The organism is Pseudomonas rhodesiae (assembly GCF_013285305.1).
Classification (GTDB): Bacteria; Pseudomonadota; Gammaproteobacteria; order Pseudomonadales; family Pseudomonadaceae; genus Aquipseudomonas; species Aquipseudomonas rhodesiae.
This window is the reverse complement of the sequence record NZ_CP054205.1, coordinates 5,713,103-5,727,924: the sequence shown is the minus strand read 5'-3', so window position 1 is coordinate 5,727,924 and position 14,822 is coordinate 5,713,103. Positions and strand designations below refer to the sequence as shown.

The window sequence follows — 14,822 nt, the reverse complement described above, 5'->3', positions numbered from 1 at the left end:
TGAGTGCTTAGTCTTTCAGTAATAAATAGTGCGCGTGTGTTATGTGCCAGTTTTTGCCTTTGGTTTAGCGGTGCTGTGATAGCAGACGGTATGTTGCCGGAGACCACGGTAGTTGTATTTTATGAAGACCAGGGCGAAGCGACGATATCTATCAAAAATACTGACGCGACGCCGGCGTTGCTTCACTCGGTGATCGAAAACGTACCGGAAGATGTGGAGCCGCTTTTAATCGTGACGCCGCCCATTACGCGCGTGGAGGCGGGCGAAACCCAGTTGGTGCGCTTCATCGGCACCTTGAAGGAGCCGCTGAAAACCCAGCGATTGAAACGCGTGTCCTTCGAAGGCATCCCCCAGGCCCGTGCGCCAGGCCGTGCGACCATCGGTATCACCTTGCGGCAGAACTTGCCGCTGATCCTGCATCCGCGCGGTCTGCCTCTGCATCACAGCCCCTGGGAGCTGTTGAAGTGGAAGCACGTGGGCGAGGCGCTCAGCGTTCACAACGACAGTGCCTACGTCGTGCGTCTAGCGCCGGAGGTGCTGCTGCTGCCACAGAAGGCCCTGGCAACATTGCCCCGAACCTACATTTTGCCGGGGGAGGCGCTGACATTGAGCGTCGAAGGCGCTCTGGAGGGGGTGGCTGCTGTAGAGATTCAGCCCGCCACTGTCTACGGTTTTTCCGCAGACAACTACCGAGCTTTGATCAATGCCGGCGAGGGTTGATCGACTCATGATAAACCTGTCGAGTAACCGACTTCTGGCATCGCTCTGGCCCTGTCGGCCCACGCTGTTGATGGGGGTCGCGACTTTGTGGAGTTTGCCTGGCGCGCTGCCTGCCCTGGAATTGGGCGAGGGGTTTGACCTGGCGGCGCTGACTGCCCACGGTATTGATCCGAAGGTCTCCGACTATTTCCGCACGGCCCCGCGTTTTCGTGAGGGTGTGCATGTGGTCGGGTTGCGGCTCAATGGCAACCCGCTCGGGTTGGTGGAGGCGCGGTTCGATGCGCATGGGCAACTGTGTTTTACCGCCGGGCTGCTCGATAAGGCCGGGTTAGTCAAACCGAGTGGCATTATCCAAGAGACGGCTGATGCGACTCAGGCCTGTCATGACTTCCTGGGGGCTTTCCCTAATACGATGGTGCGGCTGCGGCCCGGTAACGATGAGGTCGCGCTGGTGGTGCCGACGCAGGCGCTGCGCGAGCCGCAATGGGAGGCTGGGCACTTTGCCCGGGGCGGGGCGGCGGCGCTGTTCAACTATGACGTGCAGGGGTTCGATAGCCATTCGCGCAGCGGTGCGAGCCGGTTCGTATCGGCTTATACCGAGGCGGGGTTCAACCTTGGAGATTGGATCGTTCGCAGTCGCCAATACTATGTGTCCGACAATGGCGAGGCCCGCGCCGAACATTTGAATGCCTATGCCCAGCGGGATATCGGCGCGTTGCAATCGACCTTCCAGGTCGGCCAGTTGTCCAGCAATAACCCTCAGTTCGGTGGCCTCCAACTGTCCGGTGTGCAGTTTTTTCCAGATGGTCAATCCCGCGTGCCGGCGGGCAGCAACAATGCCGTGGTTGAGGGGCTGGCCCAGAGCCAGTCGAGGATCGAAGTGCGTCAGTCGGGTGCCTTGATCCATAGCACGCTGGTGCCCGAAGGGCCTTTTCGGTTGACCGGTTTGCCGCTGCTCAATGGCACCAGCGACCTGGAAGTCAGCGTGATCGATGTGCGAGGAGGCACGCGCAGTTTTGTGGTGCCGGCGGCTTCGTTTGCCGGTGCTGCTCCCGCGGCACCCGGCTATTACTTCGCCTTGGGCAAGGTGCGTGAGAACACCCATGAAGACGCGCCGTCACCCATCGTCGCCATGGGCAGTGGCACCTGGGGCCTGGGGCGCGACTCATCCGCCGGCTTTGGCCTGTTGAGTACCGATGATTACTGGGCGGCCGGAGGCACGCTGAGCAGCGTGTTTTTCCAACGCGTGAACGTGGGTGCTCGCCATAACCTTTCCCGAGATAGTCTTAATGCGGTGTCCGGTTCACGCAGCAGCCTAAGCGTGAGCAGCCCGGTGTCCGCCGATATTGACCTGAGCCTCAGCGCTACCACCCAGACGCGTGGTTATCGCGAAGTGCTTGAGGCGGGTCGCTCGTCCAAGACCGATGAATTGGACTCTCGTTTCAAGCATCAATACACCGCCGGAGTGAGCTGGATCGACCCCGCGCTGGGGGCATTCTCTTTGGGCTATACGCGCAGCAACTCATTCGACGGGCACACCACCGAGCATCTGTTCGCCTCATGGAACCGCTCATTCAGCCATGCCGACGTCACCTTGATCGCCGATTCGCAGGTGGGTGGCACCCGCAAACGGCATGACGTTACCCAAGGCGGTAGCCGGCGTGATTCGGCGCCCGACGATGATCTGTCTGTGCGCTTGCAGGTGACCGTGCCCCTGGGCGGTGATCGTCGGGTCAACAGCTATATCAGTCGGCGTGGGGACCGCGCGCGGGCTGGCACCGCCCTTACCGAGCGGGTCAACGACTACGTGAACTACGAAGTGGGCGTCGAGCGTGACCTCAGTGCGCGGGAGCAAACGTTGCGCGGTCAGTTGGACCTGATGCCACGCTACACCCGAGTGGGCATGGGGGTCAGTCGCAACCCCCAGGGCACCGATTATTCCGGGCAGTTGCGCGGCGGCGTCGTGGCCCACGGAGGCGGTTTGACGTTCTCGCCGTATGCCGTGCAGGACACCTTTGGCATTGTCTCGGTGGGCGATATCGGAGCCGCCAAAATCAGTACCCCGCACGGCCCGGTATGGACCGATTTCAGCGGGCAGGCGGTGATCCCCGGGTTGCCGGCCTATACCGACAGTCGTATCGAAGTACAGACCCAGTCCTTGCCCAAACGTGTGGACCTGAAGAACGGCACGCACACCCTCGCTGCCGCCCGCGGGTCGGTGAACAGCGTGGCGTTCGACGTGGTGAAAGTGCGCCGGGTGCTGGTCACCGGCACCGATGAACAGGGCCGACCATTGCCTCAGGGTGCTTCGGTGTTCGATAAAAACAACCGTTTCCTGACCAGCGTCGTGGGTGACGGCATGATTTTCCTGAATGACATGAACGACTCCCAGGCGTTGCGGGTTTCTTTGTCGGATTCTTCTACTTGCCAGCTCAGGCTTACTCCCGGGACCCAGCCCGACAATGACACGTTCTACGAGACAACATCGGCGGTGTGCCATGGCCGTTAAGCTGAAGAAACTGGGCCTCTTACTGTTCTGCACGATGGCGATGAGCGAGGCAGTACAGGCGCAGAACTGCCGGTTGTCCGTGAGCCAGCCGACGGTCGACTATGGGGTGATTCGCAATGAGCCGCTGACACACAGCCCCACCCTCGCACTGGGAACGCGCATGTTGCACTTGAGCGTGCTGTGCATGGAGCCTGCGACCATCGCGCTGCGATTTGTCGGAGCAGCCGATGGGCAAGGTTTCCGGTTTGGCCGTCAGGGGCACTTCCGTCTGACACTCAAGCAGGCCCAGGTGGATGGGCATGCTGTCGATTGGGCGCCGGTACAGCTTGCCGGTGAGCCCGTTGGCGGGCAGCTATTGCCAGGGCAGGTACTGTCCACCCGGGCGGTTGGCAAGCGCTTGACCGCCCAGGTGCAAATCGACACCGAACTGCCCTCCGACGCCCTGCAGGTGCGCAGTCACGCGGTGCTGGAGGGGAGGGGCCGTTTCGAGCTGGTCAGCCCGACTGCTCCACTGAGCCGATAAAGTTCGCGAATTCGGGGGTACGTGGGTTGGCGAACAATACCTTGGGATCGCCCACTTCATGCACCTTGCCCTGGTGCATGAAGACCAACTTATCACCGACCTCCCGGGCGAAGCGCATTTCGTGGGTCACCATGATCAGCGTCATCCCGTCCTTGGCCAACTGGCGCACCACGCTGAGTACCTCGTTGACCAGTTCCGGATCCAGGGCCGAGGTGATTTCGTCACACAACAGCACCTTGGGCGACATGGCCAGGGCGCGAGCAATGGCGACCCGTTGTTGCTGGCCGCCGGACAGACGATCGGGGAAGGCATCGAATTTCTCACCCAGCCCAACGCGCTCCAACATTTGCCGAGCCAGTTGGGCGGCCTTGGCCTTGGGCACTTTCTGCACCACTTGGGGCGCGAGCATGACGTTTTCGCCCACGGTCAGGTGCGGGAACAGGTTGAACTGTTGGAACACCATCCCGACTTTCTGCCGCAGGCTGCGCAGGTCGGCGCGTGCGGCGTCGAGGTACTCTCCGTCGACTTCGATCACCCCATCGTTGATCGACTCCAGGCCATTGAGGGTGCGCAGCAAGGTGGATTTGCCCGAGCCGCTGCGACCGATGATCGCCACGACCTGGCCTTCTTCAACCGTGAGGTCGATGCCTTTGAGGACATGATGGTCGCCGTAATACTTATGCAGGGCCGAAATTCTAAGCAGAGGCATGCAGTCTCCTTTCCAGGTAGCGCGCACTGAGGGACAAGGGGTAGCAGAGCAAAAAGTAACCAAGGGCCACCAGGCCGTAGACCATAAAGGGCTCGAACGTGGCATTGGCGAGCATGCCGCCGGTCTTGGTCAGTTCGGTGAAGCCGATAATCGAGGTCACGGCGGTGCCTTTTACGACCTGTACCGAGAACCCCACGGTCGGCGCCACGGCGATACGCAGGGCCTGAGGCAGGATCACATAACGCAGTTGCTCAAGCGGGTTGAGTGCCAGGCTGGCGGAGGCTTCCCACTGCCCATGAGCGATTGACTCGACGCAGCCGCGCCAGATCTCGGCGAGGTAGGCACTGGTAAACAAAGTCAGGGCGATCGCCGCCGCCAGCCAGGGCGAAATATCCACGCCGAGCAGCGCGATGCCGAAAAACACCAAGAACAACTGCATCAACAGCGGTGTGCCCTGGAACAGCTCTATATAGGTCCGCGCAACATTGCGTGGAAATGCCTTGCTGCTGATGCGCAGAGTCATCACCAGCAAACCGATCAGGCCGCCGCCGATAAATGCCACCAGCGACAGCAGCAACGTCCACTGCAGGCCCGTAAGCAGGTTGCGCACAATGTCCCAGAATGAAAAATCACTCATCGGCTATTCCTCATCACAAAGCGACGGCCGATCCAATTGAGCAACTGGCGAATCATCAGCGCCATGCACAAGTACACCAGCGTGGTGAGGGCATACGTTTCAAAGGCGCGGAAATTGCGGGATTGGATGAAGTTGGCGGCAAAACTCAATTCTTCGGTGGCGATCTGCGAACACACCGCCGACCCTAGCATCACGATGATGATCTGGCTGCTCAGGGCTGGCCACACCTTGCCCAGCGCCGGCAGCAGCACTACATGACGGAAGGCTTCGAAGCGGGTCATCGCCAGTGCGGCGGCGGCTTCCAGTTGCCCGCGAGGAACGGCCTGGATGCCCGCGCGGATGATCTCCGTGGAATAAGCCCCCAGGTTGATCACCATCGCCAGTACGGCGGCTTGCCATTCGGTGATTTTCAATCCCAACGACGGCAGGCCGAAGAAGATGAAGAACAGCTGCACCAGGAATGGCGTATTGCGGATCAACTCGACATAGACCCCAAAGCACCAGGCCAGAGGCTGGATTTTCCAGGCACGCACTACTGCACCGACGGTGCCCAGGGCGACGCCGAGGATCGCGCCGATAGCCGTCAATTCCAGGGTAAATAGCGCACCCCGCAACAACAGGTCGGTGTTGGCCAGCACCGGAACAAAGTCAAATTGATACGCCATCAGTCAGCTCCGTGGCTTCACAGATCGGCGGGCAGCGGCTCTTTCAGCCATTGCATCGCGTTCTTTTCCAGGCTGCCGTCAGCCTTGGCCGCGACCAGGATCTGATTGACCTTCTCCAGCAGCGCCGGCTCGTTTTTATTCACGCCCACGTACACCGGCGAATCCTTGAGCTTCACTTTCAGCGCCGGTACGCGTTTGGGGTTGCGCTCGCTGATCGCCACCATCACCACGTTGCCGCTGGCGATCAGGTCGACTTGGCCGGCCAGGTAGGCGGCGATCGTCGAGTTGTTGTCTTCGAAGCGTTTGATCGTGGCTTCTTTGGGCGCCACGGCGGTCAGCTCGATGTCTTCGATGGCGCCACGGGTCACGCTGATGGTTTTGCCCTTGAGGTCGTCGGTGCTGGCGATGGCGGCCTCGGGCGGGCCGAACACGGCGAGGTAAAAGGGCGCGTAGGCCTTGGAAAAGTCGATGACCTTCTCGCGCTCGGGATTTTTACCCAGGCTGGATATCACCAGATCGACTTTGCCGGTGGTGAGGAAGGGGATACGGTTGGTGCTGTTGACCGGGGTCAGCTCCAGCTTGACCTTGAGCTGGTCGGCCAGCAGCTTGGCGGTGTCGATGTCCAGGCCACGGGGCTTCATGTCCGGGCCGACCGAGCCGAACGGCGGGAAATCCTGCGGCACGGCAACCTTTAAGGTGCCACGGGCCACGATATCGTCCAGCCCGTTGGCCTGGGCGGGTGCGTGGCTCAGCATCAGACTGGCAAACAGGGCAGTCAGCAGGGCGCTGTAGCGCTTGGTCATGGCAACTCTCCGAGAAAGGCGAAGGAATGTTCTGTCAGTGGTCAGTGCACAGCCCATGCCAGTCGTAGCCGATTGCGCTGCGAGGCTGGGTTTTACTGGCGTGTATTGGTCTTACTGGTCTGAACAGTAAGCAAGTTTTTTGCACCCTTTTCGAGCGCCGCTAAAACCTCGCGAGCGCCTTTAGGGCGTGGCTTGCCGGCGACTGCGAATAGCTTTACAACTAGCCGCTCAGTTGACTGAAACCTTGAGTTTTTTATGAATTCCATCGCCCAAGCGGTACCGGAGGCGGCGTTGCAGGCCATCCGCAAACTGATCAAGGAGCAGGGTTTCGGCCCAGGCGATGCCCTGCCGTCTCAGCGTGAGTTGGCCGTGCAACTGGGCGTGAGTCGGGCGTCATTGCGCGAAGCGTTGTCGTCCCTGAGCGCTCTGGGTGTGGTCAGTGTGCAACCGGGTAAAGGTGTGTTCGTGCAAACCGCGCAGGAGCCGCCGGCGGGTTTTGCCTGGCCTTTCGCGGCGCAGGCCACGCCGTTGGAGATTTTTCAGTTGCGCTATGCCCTGGAGGGCTTTGCCGCGGGGTTGGCGGCGGTCACGCTGACCATCGAGGCGTTAGACAGCCTGGAAGACAACGTCGAGGCAATGCGTCAGGTGCTCAAGGCCGGTGATTTCGAAGCGGCTGCGCGGCTGGACTTTGAATTTCACCAGCGCATTCTCCTCGCCAGCGGTAACCGAGCGATGGTCAGCATCCTCAGTGCCAGCGCCGAGGTGTTTCTGGAGAGTCAGAAACTACCGTTCATCCGGCCGGAGCGGGCCATGGAAACCTGGCAAGAGCATCGCAAAATCCTCCGCGCCCTGGCTCAACGCAACAGTGCAGCAGCGCAGAAAACCATGCAGCAGCACGTACGCAACGCGGCGTTACGTACCGGCATCGCGTTCCTGACCCCTGCCACCCCCTGAATAAGGCAATATCCAAACTCATTGATCGCCATAGCGAGACTCAATCAGAGGCGGCTTCCTGAACGGGGGAAGGGCGGCTATGATGGGCAACGTTTTTTTTGCTTACAATCCGGAGACATCCATGAGCAACGATCTTATCAAGCACGTCACGGACGCGACCTTTGAGGCCGAAGTACTCAAGGCTCAAGGCCCGGTGCTGGTTGACTACTGGGCTGAGTGGTGCGGCCCTTGCAAAATGATCGCTCCGGTTCTGGACGACATTGCAACCACCTACGAAGGCAAACTGACCGTTGCCAAACTCAACATCGACGACAACCAGGAAACGCCTGCCAAACACGGCGTACGTGGTATTCCTACGCTGATGCTGTTCAAGAACGGCAACGTTGAAGCGACCAAAGTAGGCGCATTGTCGAAGTCGCAGTTGGCTGCATTCATCGACGCGAACATCTAAGCGTCGTCAAAAAAGCCCCGCAAATAGCGGGGCTTTTTCGTAAAACAGGGCTAGACGCTCCGAAATTCAGGTGTTACATTCGGCCCCGCACTGGTTTCTCCACTGCCCCCTGCAAGCCGTCGCCGACGCACTCCTTTTCGATTAGTACGCGATCCTGTCGCCTTCTCCGCGGCGCGGCCTCATTAAGCCAAAAGCTTAATTTCCCCCTCCATAAATGATTACGTCATTCCTATATGAATCTGACTGAACTCAAGCAAAAGCCGATTACCGACCTGCTCCAATTGGCCGAAGAAATGGGCATAGAAAATATGGCCCGTTCGCGCAAGCAGGACGTGATTTTCTCCCTGCTGAAAAAGCACGCGAAAAGCGGCGAGGAAATCTCCGGTGATGGCGTGCTGGAGATTCTCCAGGACGGCTTCGGCTTCCTCCGCTCTGCAGACGCTTCCTACCTCGCCGGCCCAGACGATATTTATGTCTCGCCGAGCCAGATCCGCCGCTTCAACTTGCGCACCGGTGACACCATCGTGGGCAAGATCCGTCCTCCGAAGGAAGGCGAGCGATATTTCGCCCTGCTCAAGGTCGACACGATCAACTTCGATCGTCCCGAGAACGCGAAAAACAAGATTCTCTTCGAGAACCTGACGCCGCTGTTCCCGACCGTGCGCATGAAGATGGAGGCCGGTAACGGTTCCACCGAAGACTTGACCGGCCGCGTGATCGACCTTTGCGCACCGATCGGCAAGGGCCAGCGTGGCTTGATCGTTGCGCCGCCGAAAGCCGGTAAGACCATCATGCTGCAGAACATTGCAGCGAACATCGCACGTAACAATCCTGAAGTTCATCTGATCGTATTGCTGATCGATGAGCGTCCGGAAGAAGTGACCGAGATGCAGCGCACCGTGCGCGGTGAAGTGGTTGCCTCCACGTTCGATGAGCCGCCAACCCGCCACGTGCAGGTTGCCGAGATGGTGATCGAGAAGGCCAAGCGCCTGGTCGAACACAAGAAAGACGTGGTGATCCTGCTCGACTCCATCACCCGTCTGGCCCGTGCCTACAACACCGTCATCCCTAGCTCCGGCAAGGTATTGACCGGGGGTGTCGATGCCCACGCCCTGGAGAAACCCAAGCGTTTCTTCGGCGCCGCGCGGAACATCGAAGAAGGCGGCTCGCTGACCATTATCGCCACCGCGCTGGTTGAGACCGGCTCGAAGATGGACGAAGTGATCTACGAAGAGTTCAAGGGTACCGGCAACATGGAACTGCCCCTGGACCGTCGTATCGCGGAAAAACGCGTCTTCCCGGCTATCAACATCAATCGTTCCGGCACCCGCCGCGAAGAGTTGCTGACCGCCGACGACGAGCTGCAGCGTATGTGGATCCTGCGCAAGCTGCTGCACCCGATGGACGAAGTGGCAGCCATCGAGTTCCTGGTGGATAAACTGAAAACCACCAAGACCAACGATGAGTTCTTCTTGTCGATGAAGCGCAAGTAATACGACGCTTCAGCTTAAAAAAATGGCGCCCGAATAGGGCGCCATTTTTTTTGCGTCCTGATGCAGCATTTCTCATGGCATAACTGTCCGTTAAGTAACAAAAATTGTACGCGCGACTACGCTTATCCCTTTCGTCAGAGACTGACCACATTTCTTATGACCACTCTTGCTTACCGCAGAGACATCGACGGCCTGCGTGCTATCGCTGTCCTGGCTGTCGTTCTGTTCCACTATGGGGTTCCAGGAGTTTCCGGGGGATTTGTCGGCGTTGATGTGTTTTTCGTGATTTCAGGATTTCTGATCACGTCGATCATCTGGCGCGAGCGTGAAGCTGGACGTTTCAGCTTTCTCGATTTTTGGGCAAGGCGAGCCCGGCGTATCCTGCCAGCGCTGATTGTCATGATGTCCATATCGTTGGTGGTTGGTTGGTTTCTGATGGCGCCAAAGGATTACTCCGAGTTGGGGCGCTCGATACACAATCAGGTGATCTTTATCTCCAACCTGTTCTTCATGCGTCAGGACGGTTACTTCGAGACCGCCTCCGATATGAAGCCAATGCTGCATACCTGGTCCTTATCTGTCGAAGAGCAGTTCTACCTGGCCTTTCCGCTCGTGCTGGTATTTGTATCGAGTCGGATCAAGCAATGGCGCAGCGTATTGTGCGTACTGATGCTTGTGTCGTTTGGAGCGAGCGCCTGGGCGGTGTTTCATCACCCGGAAAAGGCTTTTTTCCTGCTACCCATGCGTGCCTGGGAGCTGCTGGCAGGCTCCATGCTGGCGGTTATGCCGGTACGGGCCAAACAAATGAGCCCAGCGTTGGCGCAAACAGTCAGTTTGCTCGGCCTGGGCCTGATCCTTGTGGCTATATTGGGTTACGACGCGGACACGGCCTTCCCTGGAGCTGCAGCCTTACTGCCAGTATTGGGCGTGGTCGGGCTGATTTGGGCTAATGGCCAACACCCCACACTGGTCGCACGTTTGCTGGGTAGCCGTGTGCTGGTGGGCATAGGCTTGATTTCCTATTCCTGGTACCTGTGGCACTGGCCGGTACTGGTTTTTGGCAAGTACGCCAGTATTTATGGGCTGTCGACTTGGGCGCTCGCAGCGCTGTTCGTACTCAGCCTGGTTCTAGGGTATTTATCCTGGCGATTTGTGGAGGGGCCGTTTCGTGAGCGCCGACTCTTGGCCGGGAACCGCTCGATTCTGGTAACGGGTGTCATCGTGCTGCTGGGCCTGGGCATGATGGGCAAAGGCTTGGTGTGGTCGAGCGGGGTTGCGTGGCGATTGTCGCCCGAGGCCTTGCAGTTCGCGCAAACCCACACTTGGAGCCCGGCACTCATGAATTGCTTGTCGGATGACAAAAAAAACAAGCACCGAGCGTTCTGCCATTTCGGTCCTCAGGCCGCGGCGCCCAAGGCGTTGGTCTGGGGTGACAGTCACGCATCGGCCTTGATTCCTGCGTTGAAAGACAGCGCGAACCAGTATCACCTCAACATTACCCAGGCTGGTTACGCCGGTTGTCTGCCGTTTTATCGCAAAGAAAATACGCCTGGCTGCAGAGCGTTCAATGATCGTGTAACGCAGTTGATAAAGGACGAACCGTTCAGCGATGTGGTACTGGCGGCTCGCTGGAGTCTCTACGTGTATGGTCAGCGCAATGGTGATACGGGCGCTTCTATTCATGATCCGGCAACGGGGAAATATGACCGTGCCACCGCTGAGCAGCTCTTCACCGAAGGGCTTGGCGCGCTGGTGCAGCAGCTGCGTGCTCAGGGGCACCGCGTATGGTTGGTCAAAGAGGTGCCGTTGCAGGATTTCAACGTGCCATACCGGCTCAGCCGCCTGGCGATGTTGGGGCGCCCGACCGACCGAGAAGGTCTGCCTCTGGCCGAGCACATGCAGCGACAGGCCTATATCAGCAGTCTATTTGAGCGCATGGCGGCGGCCGACTCAGGCGTTCAGTTGCTCGACCCTGCGCCGAAGCTCTGCGATACAAATGGATGGTGTCGGGTCGAACTGGCTGGCAAGTCGTTGTATACCGATGACAACCATCTCTCGATCTCTGGCACCCTGTTCGTACAAGGTTTTCTCGAGCCCTTCTTCCGTACCTTGCGCAACGCGTCGATTGAGTCGGATGTAAGCCGCAATGTCGTTCAATAAGCTGCCAGCGCTCGTAAGAGCAGGTAGGATGTACGCCTATTTTACGGGTGGCATGGTTAATGAAATTCAAGGATCTTCGGGATTTCGTGCAGCAACTTGAGCAGCGCGGAGAGTTGAAACGTATCCAGATGCCGATTTCCCCGGTGCTGGAAATGACTGAGATTTGCGACCGCACCCTGCGTAACAAGGGCCCGGCGCTGCTGTTCGAAAAGCCGACCGGCTTCGATATCCCGGTGTTGGGCAACCTGTTCGGCACGCCCGAGCGCGTCGCGTTCGGCATGGGTGCCGAGTCGGTCAGCGAGTTGCGTGAAATCGGCAAGCTGCTGGCGTTCCTCAAGGAGCCCGAGCCGCCCAAAGGCTTGAAGGATGCCTGGTCCAAGCTGCCGATTTTCCGCAAGATCATTGCGATGGCGCCCAAAGTGGTCAAGGACGCCGTGTGCCAGGAAGTGGTCATCGAAGGCGATGACGTCGACCTGGGCATGCTCCCGGTGCAGACCTGCTGGCCCGGCGACGTCGGCCCGTTGATCACCTGGGGCCTGACCGTCACCAAGGGCCCGAACAAGGATCGCCAGAACCTGGGCATCTATCGCCAGCAAGTGATCGGCCGTAACAAAGTGATCATGCGTTGGCTGAGCCACCGTGGCGGCGCTCTGGACTTCCGTGAGTGGTGTGAAAAACACCCCGGCCAGCCGTTCCCGGTCTCCGTGGCCTTGGGCGCCGACCCGGCCACCATCCTCGGTGCCGTAACGCCGGTGCCGGATAGCCTTTCCGAATACGCCTTCGCGGGACTGTTGCGTGGCAACCGCACCGAACTGGTCAAGTGCCGTGGCAACGACCTGCAAGTGCCGGCCACCGCGGAAATCATCCTGGAAGGTGTGATTCACCCCGGCGAGATGGCCGATGAAGGCCCCTATGGCGACCACACCGGTTATTACAACGAAGTCGACAGCTTCCCGGTGTTCACGGTCGAACGCATCACTCATCGGATCAAGCCGATCTACCACAGCACCTACACCGGCCGTCCGCCGGATGAGCCGGCCATCCTCGGCGTGGCCCTCAACGAAGTGTTCGTGCCGATTCTGCAGAAGCAATTTCCGGAAATCACCGATTTCTACCTGCCGCCGGAAGGCTGCTCGTACCGCATGGCCGTGGTCACTATGAAGAAGTCGTACCCAGGCCATGCCAAGCGGGTCATGCTGGGTGTGTGGTCGTTTTTGCGACAGTTCATGTACACCAAGTTCGTTATTGTCACCGACGACGACATCAACGCCCGTGACTGGAACGACGTGATCTGGGCCATCACCACGCGCATGGACCCCAAGCGCGATACGGTGATGATCGATAACACGCCAATCGACTACCTCGACTTTGCGTCGCCGGTGTCGGGCCTGGGCTCGAAGATGGGCCTGGATGCCACCCATAAATGGCCGGGTGAAACCACCCGCGAATGGGGCCGGGTGATCGTCAAGGATGCAGCCGTGACCGCGCGTGTCGATGCGATCTGGAAAGAATTGGGAATAGATTGATGCGTGTAACCCTGCAACCTTCCGGTGCTGTACTGGAACTGGTCCCTGGCGAGCGGATTCTCGAAGGCGCCCGTCGCCTGGGTTATGAATGCCCCCAGGCCTGCCGCAACGGTGTATGCCATGTGTGCGCCGCGCTGCTGGTGGAAGGCCGCGTGCAGCAAGCCGGTGAAGTGCGTGACCACGGTGAATTCTTCACCTGCATCGCCGAGCCACTGGAAGACTGCGTTGTGTTGTGGGACGGCGTGCTGGCCCCCGGCGAGCTGCCGCTGCGCAAGTTGGCGTGCCAATTGAGCGAGTGCGTCGACGTGGGTGGCGATGTGTGGCGAGTGCGCCTGCGCGCGCCTGCCGGCAAGGCGGTGCGTTACCACGCCGGGCAATACCTGATGATCGAACGGGATAACGGGGAGAAGTCGGCGTTTTCCCTGGCCTCGGCACCCCATTCTGGGCGTGAGCTGGAACTGCATGTACTTGCCCGTGAAGACAGCGCACGCAACCTGCTGGCCCAACTGCAGCGTGATCAGATAGCGCGTGTGGAACTGCCGTTTGGCGACACTCACCTGGCCGAGCTGCCCGACGGCCCGCTGGTGCTGATCGCCGCAGGCACCGGTATGGCGCAGATGCACAGCCTGATCGAGCATTGCCGCGCTTCCGGTTTCAAGCACCCGGTACACCTGTACTGGGGCGTGCGCCGCCCGGAAGACTTCTACGAAATCGAGCATTGGACGCAATGGCAGCAACTGCCCAACCTGTTTCTGCACAAGGTCGTCAGCGACCTGTGCGGTTGGGAAGGGCGCTGTGGGCTATTGCATGAAGCGGTGTGCGAAGACATCCGCGACCTGAAGGCCGTGCATGTCTATGCCAGCGGTTCACCGGCGATGATCTATGGCACGTTGGATGCGCTGGTCGAAGCCGGCATGGACGCGCATCAGATGCGCGCTGACGTATTTGCCTACGCCCCCCGACCCTAGAAGCGCACGCCCGCGGTGAGCATCGCCGCGTTGAAGCCCAACAGCACCAGCTCCGCCGCCACCGGCCCGTAATGGGTGCCCACCGATGGAATGATCACCGGCGCCACGCCGAGGCCGTTCAGTGGGATCTTGTCGCGGTACTTGCCGCGATAGCCCTGAAGCGCGCCGCCGGTCAGTTTTACGTACACCGGGTAATCCGCCATGTCATAGCGTTTGCCCCCATAGACGTAGTACGAACGCTGGCTGAACGAGTTGCGGAAGGTCGCCCCGCCATACACCCAGCCTGAGGCTTCATTGCGTTCAAGGCCGATCAGGTCCTGATGGTTATTGTGGTCTGGGTCGGGGGAGAAATGCCGGGTGTAGACGCTGGTCTGCGCATACCAGAAACCTTTGTCGTCTTCGCCAGGCGGCGCTTCGGCGGCCAGTGCGGTGGTGGCCTGGGCCAGAAACAACAGTCCTGGCAGTCGAAATTTTTTCATGGGGCGACCTCGGTAGTCGGTGGGGGCGGCGGCTAGTGGGTCGTGATCGGCACATCATTTTGACGGCAGGAACGTGCCCCAGGCTGAACCGGGGCTGAAAGTAGCGGGATTATGGGTTTCAATCCTGACGAATGGCCGTTGGCCTTATATCTCTGCTTATTCACTTCCGGTATTTATTGTCCCCGGTGGATATCCCTAAGCTATATCCCCAAGGCCGCAGGTTCA

The 14,822-nt window shown here is 59.5% G+C and carries 14 protein-coding genes; 9 read left to right on the top strand and 5 right to left on the bottom strand.

Annotated features, from left to right (window positions below; genetic code table 11):
- Nucleotides 1-21 precede the first annotated feature (21 nt).
- The 3 genes from HRH33_RS26060 to HRH33_RS26050 are packed head-to-tail and all read left to right on the top strand — an operon-like array spanning nt 22 to nt 3,752.
- Entirely contained in the window at nt 22-720 is a 699-nt protein-coding gene (locus tag HRH33_RS26060; RefSeq protein ID WP_318253860.1) for a fimbria/pilus chaperone family protein, read from the top strand.
- A gap of 7 nt (nt 721-727) precedes the next feature.
- Nucleotides 728-3,229: a fimbria/pilus outer membrane usher protein gene (locus HRH33_RS26055; RefSeq protein ID WP_167417000.1), complete on the top strand. Its 2,502-nt coding sequence runs from the start codon at nt 728-730 to the stop codon at nt 3,227-3,229.
- A complete protein-coding gene (locus HRH33_RS26050) occupies nt 3,219-3,752 on the top strand; it encodes a DUF1120 domain-containing protein (RefSeq protein WP_167417001.1) in 534 nt (177 codons plus the stop codon). Before HRH33_RS26055 ends, HRH33_RS26050 begins: the two co-directional genes overlap by 11 nt.
- Here HRH33_RS26050 and HRH33_RS26045 read toward each other — a convergent pair.
- From HRH33_RS26045 to HRH33_RS26030, 4 genes are read right to left on the bottom strand one after another with little or no spacing between them, the layout of a single operon-like run.
- On the bottom strand, nt 3,724-4,461 hold the full coding sequence (locus HRH33_RS26045) for an amino acid ABC transporter ATP-binding protein (RefSeq protein WP_034101404.1): 738 nt from the start codon (nt 4,459-4,461) through the stop codon (nt 3,724-3,726). The two genes, HRH33_RS26050 and HRH33_RS26045, sit on opposite strands and share 29 nt — an antisense overlap.
- On the bottom strand, nt 4,448-5,098 hold the full coding sequence (locus HRH33_RS26040; RefSeq protein WP_034115425.1) for an amino acid ABC transporter permease: 651 nt from the start codon (nt 5,096-5,098) through the stop codon (nt 4,448-4,450). The genes HRH33_RS26045 and HRH33_RS26040 overlap by 14 nt, the downstream gene beginning before the upstream one ends.
- On the bottom strand, nt 5,095-5,763 hold the full coding sequence (locus HRH33_RS26035; RefSeq protein ID WP_034139750.1) for an amino acid ABC transporter permease: 669 nt from the start codon (nt 5,761-5,763) through the stop codon (nt 5,095-5,097). The genes HRH33_RS26040 and HRH33_RS26035 overlap by 4 nt, the downstream gene beginning before the upstream one ends.
- Nucleotides 5,764-5,780: 17 nt before the next feature.
- Nucleotides 5,781-6,566, bottom strand: a complete 786-nt coding sequence (locus HRH33_RS26030) for a transporter substrate-binding domain-containing protein (protein WP_034139749.1) — start codon at nt 6,564-6,566, stop codon at nt 5,781-5,783.
- Between the two features lie 255 nt (nt 6,567-6,821).
- Here HRH33_RS26030 and HRH33_RS26025 point away from each other — a divergent pair, with 255 nt between their 5' ends.
- The 6 genes from HRH33_RS26025 to HRH33_RS26000 all read left to right on the top strand — a co-directional run bounded on the left by HRH33_RS26025 (nt 6,822) and on the right by HRH33_RS26000 (nt 14,118).
- Nucleotides 6,822-7,520: a FadR/GntR family transcriptional regulator gene (locus tag HRH33_RS26025; RefSeq protein ID WP_034101400.1), complete on the top strand. Its 699-nt coding sequence runs from the start codon at nt 6,822-6,824 to the stop codon at nt 7,518-7,520.
- Nucleotides 7,521-7,641: 121 nt separating this feature from the next.
- Nucleotides 7,642-7,971, top strand: coding sequence for a thioredoxin TrxA (trxA, locus tag HRH33_RS26020; protein WP_034101399.1), 330 nt, complete (start codon nt 7,642-7,644; stop codon nt 7,969-7,971).
- Nucleotides 7,972-8,204: 233 nt separating this feature from the next.
- The gene (gene rho / locus HRH33_RS26015; protein WP_016973082.1) at nt 8,205-9,464 is read left to right on the top strand and encodes a transcription termination factor Rho; all 1,260 of its coding nucleotides are present in this window, start codon (nt 8,205-8,207) and stop codon (nt 9,462-9,464) included.
- 156 nt (nt 9,465-9,620) lie between these two features.
- A complete protein-coding gene (locus tag HRH33_RS26010) occupies nt 9,621-11,624 on the top strand; it encodes an acyltransferase family protein (protein WP_167417002.1) in 2,004 nt (667 codons plus the stop codon).
- 59 nt (nt 11,625-11,683) lie between these two features.
- Complete coding sequence (gene ubiD, locus HRH33_RS26005; protein WP_034101397.1) at nt 11,684-13,150, top strand: 4-hydroxy-3-polyprenylbenzoate decarboxylase; 1,467 nt, start codon at nt 11,684-11,686, stop codon at nt 13,148-13,150.
- Nucleotides 13,150-14,118 (top strand): CDP-6-deoxy-delta-3,4-glucoseen reductase, encoded by a 969-nt coding sequence (locus HRH33_RS26000; protein ID WP_034101396.1) that lies wholly within the window; start codon nt 13,150-13,152, stop codon nt 14,116-14,118. Before ubiD ends, HRH33_RS26000 begins: the two co-directional genes overlap by 1 nt.
- Here HRH33_RS26000 and HRH33_RS25995 read toward each other — a convergent pair.
- On the bottom strand, nt 14,115-14,597 hold the full coding sequence (locus HRH33_RS25995) for a sn-glycerol-3-phosphate transporter (RefSeq protein ID WP_167417003.1): 483 nt from the start codon (nt 14,595-14,597) through the stop codon (nt 14,115-14,117). The genes HRH33_RS26000 and HRH33_RS25995 overlap by 4 nt on opposite strands.
- Nucleotides 14,598-14,822 lie beyond the last annotated feature (225 nt).